This window comes from bacterium, assembly GCA_019637795.1.
In the GTDB taxonomy this organism is placed as follows: domain Bacteria; phylum Desulfobacterota; class Binatia; order HRBIN30; family CADEER01; genus JAHBUY01.
The window spans coordinates 267,732-286,558 of the sequence record JAHBUY010000004.1 but is presented as its reverse complement, the minus strand read 5'-3'; the positions used below and the strand labels follow the sequence as shown (position 1 = coordinate 286,558).

At 68.0% G+C, this 18,827-nt stretch carries 16 protein-coding genes; 7 read left to right on the top strand and 9 right to left on the bottom strand.

Going from position 1 to position 18,827, the window contains the following annotated elements:
• Nucleotides 1-180: 180 nt before the first annotated feature.
• From KF840_15255 to KF840_15240, 4 genes are all read left to right on the top strand, one after another.
• Nucleotides 181-1,512, top strand: coding sequence for a nucleotide sugar dehydrogenase (locus KF840_15255; protein MBX3026266.1), 1,332 nt, complete (start codon nt 181-183; stop codon nt 1,510-1,512).
• A gap of 355 nt (nt 1,513-1,867) precedes the next feature.
• Complete coding sequence (locus tag KF840_15250; protein MBX3026265.1) at nt 1,868-3,121, top strand: hypothetical protein; 1,254 nt, start codon at nt 1,868-1,870, stop codon at nt 3,119-3,121.
• 62 nt (nt 3,122-3,183) lie between these two features.
• Nucleotides 3,184-4,392 (top strand): hypothetical protein, encoded by a 1,209-nt coding sequence (locus tag KF840_15245; protein ID MBX3026264.1) that lies wholly within the window; start codon nt 3,184-3,186, stop codon nt 4,390-4,392.
• A 206-nt stretch (nt 4,393-4,598) separates the two neighbouring features.
• Complete coding sequence (locus tag KF840_15240; GenBank protein MBX3026263.1) at nt 4,599-6,650, top strand: (Fe-S)-binding protein; 2,052 nt, start codon at nt 4,599-4,601, stop codon at nt 6,648-6,650.
• A gap of 110 nt (nt 6,651-6,760) precedes the next feature.
• Here KF840_15240 and KF840_15235 read toward each other — a convergent pair whose 3' ends face one another.
• From KF840_15235 to KF840_15225, 3 genes are all read right to left on the bottom strand, one after another.
• Entirely contained in the window at nt 6,761-7,726 is a 966-nt protein-coding gene (locus KF840_15235; protein ID MBX3026262.1) for an electron transfer flavoprotein subunit alpha/FixB family protein, read from the bottom strand.
• 36 nt (nt 7,727-7,762) lie between these two features.
• On the bottom strand, nt 7,763-8,518 hold the full coding sequence (locus KF840_15230; GenBank protein ID MBX3026261.1) for an electron transfer flavoprotein subunit beta/FixA family protein: 756 nt from the start codon (nt 8,516-8,518) through the stop codon (nt 7,763-7,765).
• A gap of 150 nt (nt 8,519-8,668) precedes the next feature.
• Nucleotides 8,669-9,445, bottom strand: a complete 777-nt coding sequence (locus tag KF840_15225; protein ID MBX3026260.1) for an IclR family transcriptional regulator — start codon at nt 9,443-9,445, stop codon at nt 8,669-8,671.
• A 145-nt stretch (nt 9,446-9,590) separates the two neighbouring features.
• On the opposite strand from KF840_15225, the gene KF840_15220 reads away from it, so the two are divergent.
• Genes KF840_15220 through KF840_15210 form a run of 3 tightly spaced genes read left to right on the top strand, consistent with a single transcriptional unit; the run spans nt 9,591 to nt 11,966 of the window.
• Nucleotides 9,591-10,298: a dienelactone hydrolase family protein gene (locus tag KF840_15220; protein ID MBX3026259.1), complete on the top strand. Its 708-nt coding sequence runs from the start codon at nt 9,591-9,593 to the stop codon at nt 10,296-10,298.
• Nucleotides 10,295-11,035: an N-formylglutamate amidohydrolase gene (locus tag KF840_15215; protein ID MBX3026258.1), complete on the top strand. Its 741-nt coding sequence runs from the start codon at nt 10,295-10,297 to the stop codon at nt 11,033-11,035. The genes KF840_15220 and KF840_15215 overlap by 4 nt, the downstream gene beginning before the upstream one ends.
• A 16-nt stretch (nt 11,036-11,051) precedes the next feature.
• Complete coding sequence (locus KF840_15210) at nt 11,052-11,966, top strand: methionyl-tRNA formyltransferase (GenBank protein MBX3026257.1); 915 nt, start codon at nt 11,052-11,054, stop codon at nt 11,964-11,966.
• Between the two features lie 23 nt (nt 11,967-11,989).
• Here KF840_15210 and KF840_15205 read toward each other — a convergent pair whose 3' ends face one another.
• From KF840_15205 to KF840_15180, 6 genes are read right to left on the bottom strand one after another with little or no spacing between them, the layout of a single operon-like run.
• Nucleotides 11,990-12,481 (bottom strand): hypothetical protein, encoded by a 492-nt coding sequence (locus KF840_15205; GenBank protein MBX3026256.1) that lies wholly within the window; start codon nt 12,479-12,481, stop codon nt 11,990-11,992.
• Entirely contained in the window at nt 12,481-13,989 is a 1,509-nt protein-coding gene (locus KF840_15200; protein ID MBX3026255.1) for an ATP-grasp domain-containing protein, read from the bottom strand. The genes KF840_15205 and KF840_15200 overlap by 1 nt, the downstream gene beginning before the upstream one ends.
• The gene (locus KF840_15195; protein MBX3026254.1) at nt 13,986-15,593 is read right to left on the bottom strand and encodes a methylcrotonoyl-CoA carboxylase; all 1,608 of its coding nucleotides are present in this window, start codon (nt 15,591-15,593) and stop codon (nt 13,986-13,988) included. The genes KF840_15200 and KF840_15195 overlap by 4 nt, the downstream gene beginning before the upstream one ends.
• A gap of 15 nt (nt 15,594-15,608) precedes the next feature.
• Complete coding sequence (locus tag KF840_15190) at nt 15,609-16,868, bottom strand: FAD-dependent oxidoreductase (GenBank protein ID MBX3026253.1); 1,260 nt, start codon at nt 16,866-16,868, stop codon at nt 15,609-15,611.
• Entirely contained in the window at nt 16,865-18,037 is a 1,173-nt protein-coding gene (locus KF840_15185; GenBank protein MBX3026252.1) for an LLM class flavin-dependent oxidoreductase, read from the bottom strand. Before KF840_15185 ends, KF840_15190 begins: the two co-directional genes overlap by 4 nt.
• Nucleotides 18,037-18,810, bottom strand: coding sequence for an alpha/beta fold hydrolase (locus KF840_15180; GenBank protein ID MBX3026251.1), 774 nt, complete (start codon nt 18,808-18,810; stop codon nt 18,037-18,039). Before KF840_15180 ends, KF840_15185 begins: the two co-directional genes overlap by 1 nt.
• Nucleotides 18,811-18,827 lie beyond the last annotated feature (17 nt).

Here is an 18,827-nt window from a genome sequence, read left to right as displayed (position 1 = left end):
GTAGGATCCGGCGAACAGCGCGCTTCTCGGGGGCGGTCCGGATACGGGCCGCCCCCGCGTGCTTTTCGGCGTTGCGAATTGTCGCTGGCCTTGCTCCCGAGGCGACGCTAAGAACAGCGCTCCGCCTGGGCCGCGCCGCGGCGCCGAGGCGTGTGGCAAGCGGATGAGGATCGCGAGAACATGTCGGATCTGATCGAGCTGTTTCACTCACGACGCGCCGTCGTCGGTGTGCTCGGATTGGGGTACGTCGGGCTGCCGCTCGTCGCAACGATCGCCGAGGCGGGTTTCGCGACCATCGGGTTCGATACGCGCCTGGACAAGATCGAGTCTTTGCGGCGCGGCGAGTCGTACATCCGTCACGTTCCGTCGGCGCGGCTGACGCCCATCGTTCGCGATTCCGTCGCCGCCGGCGCGGCCGGGTTCTTCCCGAGCGCCGACTACGCCGACCTCGCACGCTGCGACGGCATCCTGATCTGCGTCCCGACGCCACTGACCGAGAACCGCGAGCCGGATCTCTCGTACGTCGTCGCGACGGCGGAGACGGTTGCCGCACACCTGCGACGCGGTCAACTCGTGGTGCTCGAGAGCACCACCTATCCGGGAACCACCGATGAAGTCGTGCGGCCCATTCTCGAACGCGGCGGACTCGTCGTCGGCCGCGACTTCCATCTCGCCTTCTCGCCCGAGCGCGAGGATCCGAACAATGTCGACTTCACCACGCGCACCATTCCGAAACTGGTCGGCGGCATCACGCCGGGATGCGGTCGGATCGCTGCCGCGCTCTACGGCGCGGTCATCGAGCGCGTCGTGCCGGTCTCCAACGCCGCGGTAGCGGAGGCGGCGAAGCTGCTCGAGAACATCTATCGCAGCGTCAACATCGCACTGGTGAACGAGCTGAAAGTGCTGTTCGACCGGATGGGCTTGAACATCTGGGAGGTGATCGACGCCGCGGCGACGAAGCCGTTCGGTTTCACCCCGTTCTACCCGGGGCCGGGACTGGGTGGGCACTGCATTCCCATCGACCCGTTCTACCTGACGTGGCGAGCACGGCAGTTCGAGATGTCGACCCGCTTCATCGAACTGGCGGGCGAGGTCAATCTCGCCATGCCGGCCTACGTCATCGAACGTCTCGCGGACGCGCTCAACGACCGCGGTCAGAGCCTCAAGGACGCCAACGTTCTGGTCCTCGGCGTCGCCTACAAGCGCAACCTCGATGATGATCGCGAGTCACCGGCGTTCAAGTTGATCGAGCTCCTGCAGCGCAAGCAGGCGCGGATCAGCTACCACGATCCCTTCGTTCCGGTTCTCCGTCCCGGACGCCGCCACGCCTTTGGCCTGCAGTCGGTGGATCTGACGCCCGAGACGCTCAGCGCCGCGGACGCGGTCTTGATCGCGACCGATCACACGACGGTCGACTACCAGGCCGTGGTCGACCACGCGCGCCTAGTGGTGGACTCTCGCAACGCAACTCGCAACGTGCGCGAGGGGCGGGAAAAGATCGTCCTCGCTTGACCTGGGGCGTCGCATGGTGGACAAGGCTGGCGGGAGACGTCGGTTTTGCATTTGACCTGCGGCACCAAAAGTGCTCTAAGGGCGCGGTTACGTGAGATCGAAAGTGGTGACGGCAAAAGCTTCGGCTCGGGAGGAAGGCGGTCCCATTCGATCGCGAATGCAGTGGAATCAAGGGGATCAGCGCAACCGAGGACGCGGCCAACTGCCTGATATTCCCTTGACAATGTGTTTGAATTTTGAGTATGTAACGCGCCACTTCTGCAGCCGCGTCCGTAATACCGCGCGCGGAAGTCTGCTGGCGTCGAACGCGAGGGAGTGAGGTATGAGTCTCGGCCGACTGGAAAGGAGGAGGGCAATGCGAACGGAGAAGCGGAGTGCTTTTCTCTCAGGGCTCTGCGGGGTCGCGGTGGCGCTGGGGATGATGGCCACTAGCGCCGGCGCGCTCGTCACGACGGAGAGGGGAGCATCGATCCTGGCCTTCCCGAAGGTCCTCGCCGACGGCGACGCCGACACGATCATTCAGATCACCAACATCTCGAACAATATGGTGCACGCGCACTGTTTCTACGTGAACGCGGCGCCGGACTTTTTCGGGAATCCGCTGTGGCAGGTGACCGATTTCAACATCTGGCTCACCAAGCAGCAGCCGACGCACTGGCAGGTGAGTAAGGGCCGCTTCGTCAGCCCGGTCGACAACACGGCCTGCATCAGCAACGGCCAGTACTACCCGAGCTCGATGTGCGACGGTGCTGGTATCGACCCCGGTGCCATTCCGCCGACGCCGCAGGGCTTTACCGGCGAGTTGAAGTGCGTGGAAGTCGACGTCGCGGGAAACCCGATCGGTGGCAACCATCTGAAGGGCGAGGCCACGCTGATCACCTCCGACGATGACGTTTCGAAGTACAACGCCATCGGCATTCAGGGCACCGACCTGGCCGGCGAGACCGGCAACGAACTCCTGCTGAATCAGCCGAACGACGCCGATGGTGGTGCGCCGGTCGGGCAGTACAACGCCTGCCCCAACGTGCTGCTGCTGAACCACCTGGCTGATGGGGTCACCGACCCGATCCTCTACGCCAACGGTTTCGGTGGCACCTGTTCGGTTGGGCAGACGCCCTGCTACAGCGATTCCGACTGCCTTGCTGGTGTCTGCAACAACCCGCCGCAGGTGCTCGACGCGCAGAAGCAGGTTGACCTGCGCAGCGCCACCCTCACGGATCTGACGCTGATCCCGTGCACGCAGGACTTCGAGAACAACGTCCCCGAGCGCGTCACGGTCCAGTTCGCGATCTACAATGAGTTCGAAGAGCGGTTCTCGGCAAGCACCTCTGTGACCTGTTGGGCCAACTTCTACCTCTACCAAGTGGACAGCCCGAACGATCCTGCCCGCTCTGTCTTCTCCTTCGCCACCCTCGGCACGGTTGCCGCGCACACGCGTATCACCCCGGTTGCGGACGGTGGCGCGGTGCTCGGTGTGGCGGGTGTGACGCGTGCCGACAGCTCTGGGAACCTGGCCCGGGCCGCGTACAACATCCACATGGAGGGTGACCGGTTCTCTGCCTCCGGCGGTGAGATCACGGATGTGATCACGATCCCCGCGGGCTTCTGAGCACCGGTGACGAGGCAGAGGCTGTGGCTGGGTTCTCCCTGACGGTTGAAAGGAGAAGGGCAATGCGTACGGTGAAGCGGAATCCTTTTCTCTCAAGCGCCTGTGCGGTGCTGGGAGGGATGATCCTGACGGCGGGGGCGGCGTACGGACGTGCGGACGTCACCTCGGACCGGCCTGCGGGTCTGATCGTCGTCCCGAAGCTGGTCTACGACTCGCGTGGCGATCTCGGCGTCCTCACGGGAAATGGCGAACCGGTCGACACCGAGATTCAGATGACGAACACGTCGAACCAGGACGTGAAGCTGCGCTGCTTCTATGTCAACGCCAACTCGCACTGCACGAACAATCCCCAAGCGGTGTGCAATGTAACCGCCGACTGCCAGCAGTTCGGGCTCGGCGGAATCTGCTTCGAGGGCTGGATCGAGACCGACTTCGAAGTCACGCTGACCCCTCGCCAGCCGCTCATCTGGCGCGTGAGCGAGGGCCTTTTCTCGCTGCCGCTGGCGGCGCAGGGCCAATTGGGCAGCATCCCGGGCGCAAGCGAGGATCCGTTCCAGGGCGAGCTCAAGTGCGTCCAGGTGGGTCCTGATGATTCGCCGATCGACCGCAACGATATGAAGGTGGAGGCGACCATCGTCACCTACACTCCATCTGGCATCGATGCCCGCGGCTACAACGGCATTGGTCTCCAGGCGGTTGAAGGCGCTAACGATGGGAACAATACCCTCGTTCTAGGCGGCGAAGATCCAGAGTACGCTGGCTGCCCGAATGTTCTCATCCTCAACCACTTCTTCGACGACGCTCAGGAGCCGGTGAACGGCAACTATCTGAAGACGCATCTGACGCTGGTGCCGTGCTCGGAGAATTTCCTGCTGCAGGACGCGGCACTCTTCAACACCACGGTGCAGTTCCTGGTCTTCAACGAGTTCGAGCAGCGGTTCTCCGCCAGCCGATCGATTCGCTGCTTCAAGGAGTTCGAGCTCTGCGCCCTCGGAACTGGCGTGGATCGAGCGATCAGCGACACTTCGGCCAGCTCGAACAGCTGCCAGCGATCGGTCTTCAGCGCCTATGTCGCCGGCACGCTCAGCGGTCAGACCCGTATTCGTGGTGTCGACGATGGTTCGAGCGCCCACGGCAATGGCCTGCTCGGGATCGCGGAGGAGTTCTACCGCAGCTCATCGAGCTCGCTGGATACGGTACAGGCAACTGACGCCTTCAACCTGCACTTCGCAGGGGAGCGGGCGAAGCCCGATTTCATCACGATGCCGTAATCGACGACAGCATCCGTTCAGGAGCCGGGAGGAATCTCCTCCCGGCTCTTTTTTTTGGCGCGATGGTGGCGGCTGGCAATGGCTCTGCCGATCCTGCAATCTTGCCCGCCAGGAGCGGTTGGGATAGGACTCGTCCAGGATAAGTCTAGCTCTCTCGCGCAGGGGCTCTGTTCATGGGAATGCTAATATTTGCAATTGTCCTTGCAGTGGCCGCAGGGTTCCTCGGGCGGACGCTCTATCGGCGCTTCGCCGTCCTCATCAAAGTTGCGCCGGTGGCGCGTTTCGACCGGATTCCGGAGCGCGTCAACGCCGTCGTTCAGTATGTTCTCGGTCAAAAAAAATTCGTTGTGGGCGAACAGCCGCTGAAGGGCGATCGGGCCGCCGGATGGATGCACTTCTTCATCTTCTGGGGCTTCACGATCCTGGCGGTCCAGGTGGTTCACATGTTCGTGCGCGGCTTCGTCCCCGGGTTCCACCTGCCGCTCCTCTCGGTGGACCTCCTCGGCGGACCGTATCTGCTGCTGAAGGACATCATCCAACTGGTGGTTCTGGGGGCGATCTCCATGGCGCTGGCGCGCTGGCTGATCACTCACCCGGCGCGTCTGTACGGCTTCGCTCCGGCGGAGAATCGCCTTCGTGGCCAGTCGCATGGAGAGGCCATCCTGATCCTGTGTTTCATCGGCACGATCATGATCGGCGGGTTCTTGTACGACGGTGGACACCTGTTCGCCGGCGCTGAAACGCCGGAGATCGCCAGGGAGCGCGCCTGGCAGCCGCTCAGCACACTGATCGGATTGGCGCTGTTCAGCGCCGGCGGGGCGGGGCTGGCGGAGTTGGCGAGCAACGTCGGCTGGTGGCTGCACAACTGCGTCATTCTGGTGTTCATGAATCTGCTGCCGCTGTCCAAGCACTTCCATATCCTCACGTCGGTGCCGAACGTGTTCTTCAAGAAGCTCGAGCCGACGGGGCAGCTCAGCAAGCAGGATCTTTCGGAGAATGCGACCACTTTTGGGACCTCGTACATAAACCAGTTCACCTGGAAGCAGGTGCTGGACATGTATTCATGCACCGAATGCGGTCGGTGTTCCTCTCACTGTCCGGCCACGATCAGCGGCAAGGAGCTGGCGCCGCGCCAACTGATGCTGAACCTGCGCGACTATCTCTACGAGAATGAGGGGGCGGTGCTGGCTGCGCCTGCGGCGGCAGCACAGGCAGGGGCCGCCGATGGCGCGATGACGACGATCGGCGAGAACATCGTCGGCGAGCGTCTGATCCACGATGAGGTTCTGTGGGCCTGTACGACCTGCCGAGCCTGCGAGGAGGCCTGCCCGGTTCTGATCGAGTATGTCGATAAGATCGTCGACATGCGGCGGCATCTCGTTCAGGAGGAGTCGCGCTTCCCGCCCGAGCTCACGCGGACCTTCAAGTCGATGGAGACGCAGGGGAACCCGTGGGGCATCGACGCCGGCTCCCGCGCTGACTGGGCCGAGGGGCTCGCGATACCGACCCTCGCGGACAAGCCGGACGCCGAGTACCTGTACTTCGTCGGCTGCGCCGGGTCATTCGACGATCGCCACAAGCGGACGACACAAGCGCTGGTCAGAGTGCTGCGCGCCGCCGACGTTGACTTCGCCATCCTCGGGGTCGAGGAGCCCTGCAATGGCGAGACCGCGCGCCGCATCGGCAACGAGTACCTCTTCCAGGCGATGGCGCAGATGGCGGTCGAAGTCTTGAACGGCTACCAGGTGCGCAAAATCATCACCAACTGTCCGCACTGCTTCAACACGTTCAAGAACGATTACCCGCAGTTCGGGGGCAACTTCGAGGTGATCCACGCCACGGAGCTGGTGGATCGGCTGATCAGTGAGGGCAGGCTCGAGCTCAACGGCGCCGGCCAACCGCGCGCCATAACCTACCACGACTCCTGCTACCTCGGCCGCTACAATGGCGTCTTCGATGCTCCACGCAGCATCCTCGGCAAGATTCCCGGGGTGCGCCTCAAGGAGATGGAGCGGAGCCGGCGCTTCGGCATGTGCTGCGGCGCGGGTGGCGGCCGCATGTGGATGGAGGAGGAGCCGACGCAGCGCGTCAACTTCCGCCGCGTCGAGCAGGCCCTGGAGACGAAACCCGATGCCGTCGCGGTCGCCTGTCCGTTCTGTATGACGATGGTGGACGACGGGCTGAAGTCGAAGGGGCTGGAGGACAAGGTCCCGGCCATCGACGTCATGGAGTTGGTGGCCAACTCGTTGAAGTCTTGAGCCGTCCCGCCCGTTCCGGGCGGCGGCGCGCTGCAGGAGACGAGGGGCAGCGGCGCGATGCGCGCCGCTGCCCCTCGTCGTTTCCGGCGCCCGCATAGGCGCCGGCGGGCTCAGTGCTTGAGCTTCTCGACCTCGGCCTTCATCTCCGGCACGGCCGTGAAGAGGTCGGCGACCAGGCCGTAGTCGGCGACCTGGAATATCGGCGCCTCCTCGTCCTTGTTGATCGCGACGATCACCTTCGAGTCCTTCATGCCGGCGAGGTGCTGGATCGCGCCCGAGATGCCGACCGCCACGTAGAGCTCGGGCGCCACCACCTTGCCCGTCTGGCCGACCTGCAGATCGTTGGGCACGAACCCCGCGTCCACCGCGGCGCGACTGGCGCCCATCGCGGCACCCAGCGCATCGACCAGCGGCTCGAGCACCGTGGTGAAGTTCTCGCCGTTCTTGAGGCCGCGGCCGCCCGAGACCACGATGCGCGCTTCGCTGAGCACCGGCCGGTCCGACTTCGTCTCGTTGAAGGCGATGAACTTCATGCGCAGCGCGGCGGTGTCGATACTGGCCTGCACGGTCTCGACGCTTCCCGCGCCGCCCTTGGCGGCGGCGTCGAACGCCGTCGTTCGGGTAGTCACGACCTTCTTCGGGGTCTCGATCGACACCGTCGCGATGGCGTTGCCCGCGTACATCGGGCGGACGAAGGTGCCATCCGCATTGATCCCGGTGATGTCGCAGGCGATTCCGGCATCCAGCCGCACCGCGACGCGCGGCAGCAGGTCCTTGCCGACCGTGCTGGCCGTTGCCACGACCACGTCATATCCCTTGTCCTTGGCCAGGTTGGCGAGCGCCTGCGCGTAGGCGTCGGCGACGTAGTGCTCCAGGGCCGCATGCTCGACGGCGTACACGGTCTTCACCCCGTACGCCGCCAATTCCTGGGCCAGCCCCCCGACGCCGGTGCCCAGCACCGCGGCGCTGCAGGTGCCGCCACTCTGTTGCGCCAACTGCAGGCCGGCGCGCACGGCGCCCAGCGCCGCCTTCGAGAACTTGTTGTGCTGGTGCTCGGCGAATACAAGCACGTTCATATCGCTGCTCCTCGCATGACTGGGCGGAGACCGCCCTCAGATGACTTTGGCCTCGGCGTGCAGCATCTGCACCAGTTCCTGCACGCTGCCCACCTTCTTGCCCGCCTGGCGCTTCGGCGGTGGCTCGAGCTTGTGGACCTTGATCGTCGGCGTGACGTCGACGCCGACTTCAGCGAGCGCGATCTCCTTCAATTCCTTCTTGCGCGCCTTCATGATGCCGGGCAGCGACGCATAGCGCGGCTCGTTCAGCCGCAAATCCGTCGTCACCACCGCCGGCAGTTGGATCTCGACGTCCTCGAGACCGCCGTCCACCTCGCGCGTCACCACCGCCGACTTCTTGTCGTCGGCCAGCTTCACCTGCGAGGCGTTGGTCGCCTGCGCCCAGCCGAGCATTTCCGCGACCATCTGGCCCACGACGTTCGAGTCGTCATCGATGGCCTGCTTGCCCATCAGAACCAGTTGCGGCTGCTCGTTCTCGATCAGCTTCTTCAGAACCCGCGCCACCACCGTCGGCTCGACCGGGTCCTCGCTGAGCACCAGGACCGCCCGGTCCGCCCCCATCGCCAGTCCGGTGCGAAGCTGCTCCTGGGCGACCTTGCCGCCGACGCTCGCCAGCACCACCTCGGCGCCTCCCTGCTTTTCCTTGATCCGCAGCGCCTCTTCGATGGCGATCTCACAGAACGGATTGACGACGTACTTGACGTTGTCGGTGACGATTCCGGCCCCATCCGGACGCACTTTGATCGTGGCGTTCGGGTCCGGGACCCGCTTCGCCGCTACCAGGATTTTCACGGCAATCCTCCTCGACGAGAATGGAAAAGGTGAGGCCTAGCACGCACCCCCAGGGGCGACAAGCAATCCTCGACCGCCGCGGATCGCGGTTTCGCCGCGATGCTGCCCGGGCCGTCGCCAGGCTCTCGCTCAGGCCGCGCGGCCCGCTTCTCAGGACTTGTAGCCGAGGCGACTCGAGAGCTCGCGACCGGATTTGATGAGCTGCGGGGCGATGTCCTTCTCGAGCCGATCCGCCGTCATCCGGTATGCCGGCCCGGACACCGCCAGGCTGGCGACCACATTGCGCGTGTAATCGCGGATCGGCACCGCGACCGAGTGTACGTCGCCAATGTGCTCGCCGAGCTCGATCGCATGCCCCGCTTCGGCGATCTGCTTCAGATGCTGCTGTAACCGCTGCTGATCGGTGATTGTCTTGTCCGTGAACTTCGGCAGGCCGGCGGTCAGGGCCTCGCGCAGATCGGCGTCTGAGATGAACGCCAACTGCACCTTGCCAGCAGCCGTGCAGTGCAGCGGCAGCGCCTCGCCGATGCGCGATGACATGCGGACCGGATGCCGCGCCTCGACGGCATCGACCGCGACCACGCACGCCTTTCTCGGGACGGCGACGAACGCCGTCTCACTGGCGTCCTCCGCCAGGGACTCGATGATCGGATGCGCCTGTTGCAACAGCCCCATATGGGCGACGAAGGTCTGTCCGAGTTGCAGGCAGCCGATCCCAAGACGGTAGTTCTCTGTCGCCTTGTTCTGCTCGATGTAGCTCCGCGACTCCAGCGTCGCCAGCAGCCGGAACACATTATTCTTGTGCAGTTTCAGGCGCTTGCTGAGCTCGGTCACGCCAAGCTCATCATGCTCGCCAGAGAACTGCTCGAGCACATCGAGCGCGTGGGATACCGATTGGATGATGTAGTTGGTCTTCTCGCGGCGCACCCTTGCCTCCCGAGGCGACGGAAAAAGGCGTTTTAGTTACTCAGCCGGCCGGTCTGCTGTCAACCGCGCCGGGGACGGTCTTGCCAGAGCGGAGCGCGGTCCGTTACTGATGGCAGCCGTTCAACCACGGCGGAGGATGACAGCGATGGCAACCACTTCGAGCACGATTCAGATCGCCACCCCGGACGGCGCCATGTCGGGCTTTCTGGCCCGACCGTCGGACGACGGTAAGTACCCGGCGGTATTGGTGATCATGGAGGCCTTCGGCCTCAACCAGCACATCAAGGACGTCGCCACCCGGATCGCCGGCGAGGGCTATGTCGCCCTGGCGCCGGACGTCTACTACCGGCAGCCGAACGCGGTCGTCGGCTACGATCAGCTACCCGATGCCATCCGCCTGATGACCAGCCTCCGCGATGACGCGATCGTCAGCGACCTCTCGGCCGCCGTGTCCCATCTACAGGCGCAGCCGTTCGTCCGCGCCGATCGCATCGGCATCACCGGCTTCTGCATGGGCGGCCGCATCAGCTTCCTCAGCGCCTGCACGATGCCGACGATCAAGGCCGCCGCGCCCTTCTACGGCGGCGGCATCGGCAGCCTGCTCGACCGCGCCGGCGGCATCGCCTGCCCGATGCTGCTCTTCTTCGGCGACCAGGACCCGTTCATCCCCAACGAGGAAGTGGCCACCATCACCGCGACGCTACGCGACCTGAAGAAGAACGCCGAGGTGAAGGTCTATGCGGGCGCGCCACACGGCTTCTTCTGCAACGAGCGCGACTCCTATCGCGCCGACGCGGCCGCCGACGCCTGGACGCGCCTGACCACCTTCCTCGCTCGCCACCTGAAGTCGTGAGCTTCACGCCGGTCACGCTGGCGCCGGCGCGCCCGGGCGCCGGCCTGGTGCTGACCTGCGAGCATGCCTCGCCGGCGGTGCCGCCGGAGTACGCCAATCTCGGCCTCGCCCCGGCGCAGTTGCGCGATCACATCGGCTGGGACGTCGGCGCCGCCACCGTCACCGAGGAGCTGAGCCGTCAACTCGGTGCTCCCGCCGTGCTCAGCGCCGCCTCCCGGCTGCTGGTCGACTGCAACCGCGATCTCACCGACGCGGATCTGATGCCGCACCAGAGCCACGGTGTCGCCATTCCCGGCAACGCCCGGATCGAAAGCGGTGAACGCCGCGAGCGCCTGCAGCGTTTCTACGACCCGTACCACGCCGCCGTGGACGCGACCGTGCGCGCCTGCCAGGACGCTCTGCTGCTGAGCGTCCACACCTTCACCCCGGAGCTCAATGGACACCAGCGGCCCTTCGACGTCGGGGTCCTCTTCGATGACTTCGTCGACCTCGCCAACGCGCTGGCGGCCGACATTGCCTCCGCCGGCTTCGCGGTGCGCATGAACGAGCCGTATTCGGCTCTCGACGGCCTCATCTTCAGCGCCCGCTGCCACGGCCGGCGGCACCGCACGCGATACCTCGAGCTCGAGATCAACAATCGCCTGCTGCGCCACGACCACGAGGCGCGGGCGGTCGCCCGTCGTCTCGTCGACGCGGTCGGCCGGCTGGTCGAGCGTTCCCTGGATGGCGCGTCCTAGCGCCGCGGAGCAACTCATGCGCATCGTCTTGTTCGGTCAGGCCGCGTTCGCGGAACGGGTCCTCGACGGCCTCCAGGCCGCCGGCCACGCGGTGGTCGCGACCTACGTGCCGCCCGACCAGCCCGGCGCCAAGCCGGATCCGTTTGCCGCGCGAGCCGTCGCGCTCGGGATCGCCACCCATCGGCATCGATCGCTCAAGGGCGCCGATGTCGCCCGCGAGGTGACCGCCTATCGGGCCGACCTGGGCGTGCTCGCCTACGTCACCCAGATCGTCCCGCCGCCGGTGTTCGAGGCGCCGCGCCTGGGCAGCATCTGCTTCCACCCGTCGCCGCTACCTCGCTACCGCGGCGGCAGCGCGATTCCCTGGCAGATCATCAGGGGCGAGACGCGAACCGGTGTCAGCGTGTTCTGGGTCGATGCGGGTATCGACACCGGTCCGATCCTGCTGCAGCGCGAGGCGGCGATCGATCCCGACGACACAGCCGCCACGCTCTACTACAACACCCTCTTCCCACTCGGCGTCGACACCGTCGTCGACGCCGTCGGCCTGATCGCCGGCGGGGCGCCGCCGCGCCTGCCGCAGGACGAATCGCAGGCGACGTACGACCCGCTGTGCCGCGACGAGCACGCGGCGATCGATTGGCATCGTCCCGTGGCGGATGTCTACAACCTCATCCGCGGCTGCGATCCCCAACCCGGCGCGTTCGTGCGTTGCAACGGCGAGCCGCTGCGCTGCCACGACGCGCGGCGCGCCGCGGCGCCGGGCGCGCCGCCGGGAACCATCACCGCGGTCGCCTCCGATGGCGTGACCATCGCCGCCGCGGGCGGCGCCATCCGCGTCGGCCGGCTCCGCATCGGCGCCAAGAAGCTCCCCGCCGGCGAGGCCGCGACCCAACTCGGGCTGCGCGCCGGCGACCGCTTCGGCGACTGAGGCCCGGCCGGCGCGGGGTTGCGTCAGGCGTAGTCCAACTCGATCAGGACGGCGCCGCCGTCGACCATCTGGCCGGCGGTGGCGTGCACGGCGCGCACCACGGCGTCGCCCTCGGCGACGATGCGGTGCTCCATCTTCATCGCCTCGACGATGATCAAACCATCGCCGAGCGCGACCGTCTGGCCGACCTCGACGAGCACCTGCAGCACCTTCCCGGGCATCGGCGCGGCCACCTGCGGCTGCAGGCACACGGCGTGCGCCGCTGTCGTTCCGGCCGCTTCCGGGTGCAGGTGGTAGACCTCGCCGCCGATCCAGACATGTGCCACATCGCCGGCGCGCACGACGTGCGCGACCTGCGAGACGCCGCCGATGACCATCTGGATCGTCGCCGCGTCGAGCAGCGCCGCCTCGACGGCGTGCGGCGTGTCGTCGACGCTGACCGTGAAGCGCCCCGGCGCCTCGCGGTGCACCGTGACGCCGACGTGGCGGCCGCCGCTGCGATAGCCGATCTGCATCAGCGCTCCCCGTGACCGAGACGCCAGGCGCCCAGCGACTGCCAGGGCGATACGCGCCGCCGGCGCCCGCCGGCGACCGCCGGCGTCGCCGGCGCCAGCGCCGCGTGCAGCGCCGCCGCGATCGCCGCGTGCTCGAGCTGCCCTGCCGGCGGCTGCCATCCCGCCATGTGATCGTCGATGAAGTGCGTCTGGGTGGCGCCGCGCGCGAACGCCGGGTGCGCCAGCACGTCGCCGAGGAAGGTGATGTTGGTGGTGACGCCGACCACCACGTACTCGCGCAGGGCGGCGAGCAGACGGTGGCGCGCCCCCTCGCGATCGGCGGCCCAGGTCGAGAGCTTGGCCAGCATCGGGTCGTAGTGGATCGTGACCTCGCCGCCGGCGCAGATTCCCGAGTCGACCCGCACGCCCGGACCCTGCGGTTCGCGCAGGAGCGCGATCCGCCCCGGCGAGGGCAGGTACTGCTGCGCCGGATCCTCGGCGTACACGCGGCACTCGATGGCATGGCCGCGGGGCTGGACCGCGTCCTGATCGAACCACAGGCGCTCGCCAGCGGCGATGCGGAGCTGCGCGTGCACCAGATCGATGCCGGTCACCCACTCGGTGATCGGATGCTCGACCTGCAGCCGCGTGTTCATCTCGAGGAAGTAGAAGTCGCCGTCGTCGGTGACCAGAAACTCCACCGTGCCGGCATTGGCGTAGGCGACGCTGCGCGCGGCCGCGATCGCCGCCGCGGCGAGGCGCGCCCGCAGCGCCGGCGTCACCACCGGCGAGGGCGACTCCTCGATGATCTTCTGGTGCCGGCGCTGGATCGAGCATTCGCGCTCGCCGAGATGCACCGTGGCGCCGTGCTGGTCGGCGAGGATCTGCACCTCGACGTGGTGCGGGCGCTCGAAGTAGCGCTCGAGGAAGATGCGTCCGTCGCCGAATGCCCCCAGCGCCTCGCGCGCCGCGGCCTCGCGCGCGGCGCCGAGCTCGCCGCTGGCGCGGACGATGCGCATTCCCTTGCCGCCGCCGCCCGCCGCCGCCTTGATCAGCAGCGGATAACCGAGCGCGTCGGCGGCGCGCTGCGCCGCGGCGGGGTCGGCCGGCAGATCCTCGACCGCGGGGACCACCGGCACGCCGGCCGCAGCCACCAGGGCGCGGGCCCGCGTCTTGTCGCCCATGGCGGCGATCGCCGCCGGTGCCGGGCCGATGAAGGTCAACCCGGCGTCGCCGACCGCCTGGGCGAAGGCGGCGTTCTCCGCCAGGAAGCCGTAGCCGGGATGTACCGCGTCGGCGCCGAGCGCCCGCGCCGCCTCGAGGATCGCCGCGACGTCGAGATAGCTCTCCCGGCTGGGCGCCGGGCCGACGCACGCCGCCGCCTCGGCGGCGCGCACGTGCGGGCTCGCACGGTCGGCCTCCGAGTAGATGGCCAGCGGCAGCAGACCGCGCTCGCGGCAGGCGCGCGCGATGCGCACCGCGATCTCGCCGCGGTTGGCGATCAGCACCCGGCGCAGGCCCACGCTCACATCCGGTAGACGCCGACCCGGGTGGCGGGAATCGGCGCGTTGGCGGTGGCGGCGAGCGCCAGGCCGAGCACGTCGCGGGTCTCGGCGGGATCGATGATGCCGTCGTCCCAGAGGCGCGCCGTCGCATAGTAGGGATTGCCCTCGTCCTCGTACTTGGCGCGGATCGGCGCCGTGAAACGCGCCTGCTCCTCTGGCGGCATGGAGTCTCCCTTGGCCGCCAACTGCTGCAGCTTCACCGTCAGCAGCGTGCTCGCCGCCTGCTCGCCGCCCATCACCGAGATGCGGGAGTTGGGCCACGTGAACAGGAAGCGGGGACTGTAGGCGCGCCCGCACATGCCGTAGTTGCCGGCGCCGTTGGAGGCGCCGACCAGCACCGTGAGCTTGGGCACCGCCGCCGTGGCCACCGCGTGCACCATCTTGGCGCCATCCTTGGCGATGCCGCCGTGCTCGTAGCGCTTGCCGACCATGAAGCCGGTGATGTTCTGCAGGAACAGCAGCGGGATGCGGCGCTGGCAACAGAGCTCGATGAAGTGCGTGCCCTTCAGCGCCGACTCCGAGAAGAGGACGCCGTTGTTGGCGACGACGCCGACCGGGTACCCGTGAATGCGGGCGAAGCCGGTGATGAGCGTCTGGCCGTACAGCGGCTTGAATTCGTGCAACCGGCTGCCGTCGACGATGCGGGCGATGATCTCGCGAATGTCGTACGGCACCCGGGGATCGGCGGAGACGACGCCGTAGATCTCGGCCGGGTCATAGGCGGGATCCTCCGCCGCCTCCGCCTCCAGCGAGGGCGGCGGCGTGCCGCCGAGGTTGGCCATGATGCGGCGGGTGATGGCGATGGCGTCGCGGTCGTCAGCCGCCAGATGGTCGGCGACGCCAGAGATCCGCGTGTGCACGTCGCCGCCGCCCAGGTCCTCGGCGGTCACCTCCTCGCCGGTCGCCGCCTTCACCAGCGGCGGTCCGCCGAGGAAGATCGTCCCGGTGCCGCGCACGATCACCGTCTCGTCCGACATCGCCGGGACGTACGCGCCGCCGGCGGTGCACGATCCCATCACGACCGCGATCTGCGCCGCGCCCAGCGCCGACAACCGCGCCTGGTTGTAGAAGATGCGGCCGAAGTGCTCGCGGTCGGGAAAGATCTCGGCCTGCAGCGGCAGGAACGCGCCGCCGGAGTCGACGAGGTAGATGCAGGGCAGGTGGTTCTCCAGCGCCACTTCCTGCGCCCGCAGGTGTTTCTTGACCGTCAGCGGGTAGTAGGTGCCGCCCTTCACCGTGGCGTCGTTGGCGACGATCACCACCTGACGGCCCTGGACGACGCCGATGCCGGTGATGAGGCTCGCCGCCGGCGCGTCCCCGCCGTACATGCCGTAGGCGGCGAGCGGCGACAGCTCGAGGAATGGCGTGCCCGGATCGAGCAGCGCCTCGACCCGTTGCCGCGGCAGCAGCTTGCCGCGCTCGGTGTGGCGCCGGCGCGCCTCTTCCGGTCCACCGGCCTGCGCCGCCGCCAAGCGCTCGCGCAGCTCGGCCGCCAGTGCCGCGTTGCGGTGTCGGTTGGCCTGGAAGGTGGGATCGTTCGGACGGAGCTTGGTTTCGATGCGCGCCATGGTGACGAGTGGCGCCTATACGATCGCGCCCGCTCGCCGCAAGGTGTCCCGCAAGGTCGGCACGTCCACCTCGCGAGGGAGGATGCCCGCTCGCGCCGCCATCGCGGCGGCGGTGCCGGCGGCCTCGCCGGTCATCATGCAGGCCGGGATCTCCTTGGTCGCATGGTGGACGCGGTGGTCGACCGAGATGCAGCGGCCGGCGGCGAGGAGATTGTCGATCTCGCGTGCGAGCAGGCAGCGGTAGGGGATCCAGTAGCGCGTGCCGTAGCGCGTCCAGTGACCGGTCAGTCCGATGGCATCGTCGAACCGCCGGTCCATGTCGTCGCGCGCCAGCACATAGGCGCCGACCAGCCGCCGGCTCTCGGTGATGCCGAGCTGGGTCGCGATGCCGCACAGGTGGGCGTCGCGAAACTGCGGCACCTCGCGCCGCAGGCGGTCGACCTCGCGCATGACCATCTTCCGGCACTCGACCTCGGCGAGCGTCAGGTCGGCGGGGTCGGTCGCGTCGATCTTGCGGACGATGCGGTCGGTCGCCCCCCATGGCATCAGCATCTGGCCCTCGCCCAGGGTACGGAAGAACCAGCCGCCCGCCTCCAGCGCCGCGCCCGGATCGCTGACGCCGCCCATGCGGAACCACAACCACGGCAGGACCTTCTCCAACTCGAAGGCCGCGCCCGCGGCGGCGAAGACGTCGCCGTCGCCGGTGGCGTCGATGACGACGTCGGCGAGAATCGCGAAGCGGCCCGACTTGCCCTGCATGGCGACGCCGATCAGCCGCGCGCCGTCGCGCAGCGGTTCGCAGCCCCAGGCGTGCAGCAGCAGCCGGGCGCCGCTCTCCTCGACCATCTCGTTGAGCGCGAAGCGCATCTCCTCGGGATCGTACGCGACTGAGTAGCGGACGCGGTGTGGGCCCGATCCCCAGACCAGGCCCCAGCGCCGGTAGGCCTCGATCATCTGCGGATCCGGGGAGCCCCACTCGTTGCGCGGTGGCGCGAAGGCGCCTCCGCGGCGGGTGATGCGTTCCACCATTTCCTGGCAGAGGCCGGCGATCACCTGTTCGCCGGCGCCGTCGTCGAGGGTCAGCAGCAGGACGATGAGACCGCCGGTGGCGAGTCCGCCGAGCGCGCCGTAGCGTTCGACGAGCAGGGTGTCGGCGCCCTGGCGGGCCGCCGCGATCGCCGCCGCCGCGCCGGCGCTGCCACCGCCGACCACCAGCACCTGGGTGCGCGCCGCGATTCGCGTGCGCCGCGCCGGCTCGTCGACGAAGTCCGTCATCGGCCGCGCGCGCCGCGTCCGGCCCCGGCGCGGCGCGCCGGACGCCGGAAGTGCGGCATCACCTGTCGGGCGAACAGGTGCGCGCTGCGCATGGCCCGATCGTGCGACATGTCGCCGATCCGCCCACTGGCGATGAAGATGCCGATGCCGAGGTCGCGCTGCATGTCCCGCAGGCGGTCGCGCACCGTGGCCGCGCTGCCGACCAGGATGTAGCCGTCGCGTTCGAGCTCCTCGAACGAGAGCTCGCTCGGCGGCGTCATGCCGGCGAGCAGAAAACGGCGCAGCGTGTCCTCGCTCAGGTAGCCGGGCGGGGCGAGGAAGTGGGGCGGGATCTTCAGGCCGCGGCGGAACAGCCAGAGGATGTGCGGCTTCGCCTCGCGGCGCGCGGCCGCGTCGCTGCTGCCGACGTACACCGGCATGGCGAGGCCGAGCTGGTCGGGCCGAGCGCGATAGCCGAGCCGCTGTGCCTCCTCCTGGTACTCGTGCAGGAGGCGTCGGGCGTTGGCGTACGGCGTGAACACGGTGACGAAGGGATAGCGCCGCTCGGCGGCGAAACGGATGGTTTCCGGGCTGCCCTGCGACGGCAGCCACACCGGCGGATGCGGTCGCTGCAGCGGCCGCGGCCAGATGTTGGCGTAGCGGACCCGGAAGTGACGGCCCTCGAAGGCGAAGGGCCCCGGTTCGGTCCAGGCGCGCAGGATCAGATCGTGCGCCTCGTAGAAGCGCTCGCGGGAATGGCTGGGATCCACGCCCAGCGACAGGTGCTCGCAGCCGATGCCGCGCACGAAGCCGGAGACGATGCGGCCACCCGACAGGACGTCGAGCATCGCGATCTCCTCGGCGACGCGCAGCGGCTGGTCGCGCAGGCCGATGGCATTGCCGAGGATGGCGAGCGTCGCGCGCGAGGTGCGGCGCGCCAACGCCGCGGCCATGAGGTTCGGGGACGGCATGGTGCCGTAGGCGGTCTGGTGATGCTCGTTGACGCACAGCCCGTCGAAGCCGAGGCGCTCGGCCTGCTCCAGCTCGTCCAGGTATTCGTTGTACAGGCGATGGCCGCGCTTGGGATCGTACGCCCGGTTCGGCAGCGTCACCCATGCCGAATCGTGGCCGCGGTCGAAGTCGCGCGGCAGATGCGGCCACGGCATGAGGTGGAAGTAGTAGAAGCGCATCAGGCGGTCAGGAATTCGATCGCCAGGGCGGCGAAGGCGTCGGCGCGCTCGAGCGGCGGGAAGTGTCCGCAGGCGGGAATCTCGCGCAGCGTCGCCGCCGGCAGCAGCGCCGCCAACGCCGTTCCATGGGCTGGCGGCAGCACGGTGTCGTCGGCGCCCCAGACGAGCAGGGTCGGGATGCGCAGCCGCGGCAGCCGCTGCTGGAGCTTGCGGTCGTAGAGGTAGGGATTCCACGACAGCCGCGCCAGCGTCGTGAGCTCGCGGTAGCCGCGCACCACGACCTCGGCGCCGTATTCGGTCGGCAGCAGTTGCGCGGCGCGCGCGGGATCGTGGAACAGGCGGCGCAGCGTCTCCTCGATCGGATTGGCGAAGTAGTCGTAGCGCGCGACGCCCTCGACCCGGATGCCAGCCGGCGCCGCCAATACGAGACGCTCGACGCGGGCGGGGTGCCAGAGCGCCAGCGCCAACGCGAGCCAGCCGCCGACCGACGTGCCGACGATCGACACCCGCTCGAGCCCGAGCGCGTCCAGCAGGTCGATGTAGTGGAAGACCAGATCGTCGATTCCGTCCACCCACTCGGGGCGCTCGCTGTCGCCGAATCCCGGATGGTCGGGCGCGACGACGAGGAACTGTGCCGCCAGCGCGTCGTGGTACGGCGCCCACATGCGCGCGGCGAGCTCCGGGTGCAGCACCAGGAGCGGACGGCCACGGCCGCCGCGCAGCACGTGGGTGCGCGCGCCGCGGACGTCGACGATCTCGCTCCGGTACGCCACCGCGTCTGCCTAGCGCA

What these genes read in the sequence shown, in the direction of transcription:
- KF840_15245 (MBX3026264.1), top strand. Translation starts at nt 3,184, where the DNA reads ATGCGTACGGTGAAGCGGAATCCTTTTCTCTCAAGCGCCTGTGCGGTG.
- KF840_15195 (MBX3026254.1), bottom strand. Translation starts at nt 15,593, where the DNA reads ATGGCGCGCATCGAAACCAAGCTCCGTCCGAACGATCCCACCTTCCAG.
- KF840_15185 (MBX3026252.1), bottom strand. Translation starts at nt 18,037, where the DNA reads ATGCGCTTCTACTACTTCCACCTCATGCCGTGGCCGCATCTGCCGCGC.
- KF840_15235 (MBX3026262.1), bottom strand. Translation starts at nt 7,726, where the DNA reads ATGAACGTGCTTGTATTCGCCGAGCACCAGCACAACAAGTTCTCGAAG.
- KF840_15220 (MBX3026259.1), top strand. Translation starts at nt 9,591, where the DNA reads ATGGCAACCACTTCGAGCACGATTCAGATCGCCACCCCGGACGGCGCC.
- KF840_15255 (MBX3026266.1), top strand. Translation starts at nt 181, where the DNA reads ATGTCGGATCTGATCGAGCTGTTTCACTCACGACGCGCCGTCGTCGGT.
- KF840_15250 (MBX3026265.1), top strand. Translation starts at nt 1,868, where the DNA reads ATGCGAACGGAGAAGCGGAGTGCTTTTCTCTCAGGGCTCTGCGGGGTC.
- KF840_15210 (MBX3026257.1), top strand. Translation starts at nt 11,052, where the DNA reads ATGCGCATCGTCTTGTTCGGTCAGGCCGCGTTCGCGGAACGGGTCCTC.
- KF840_15190 (MBX3026253.1), bottom strand. Translation starts at nt 16,868, where the DNA reads ATGACGGACTTCGTCGACGAGCCGGCGCGGCGCACGCGAATCGCGGCG.
- KF840_15205 (MBX3026256.1), bottom strand. Translation starts at nt 12,481, where the DNA reads ATGCAGATCGGCTATCGCAGCGGCGGCCGCCACGTCGGCGTCACGGTG.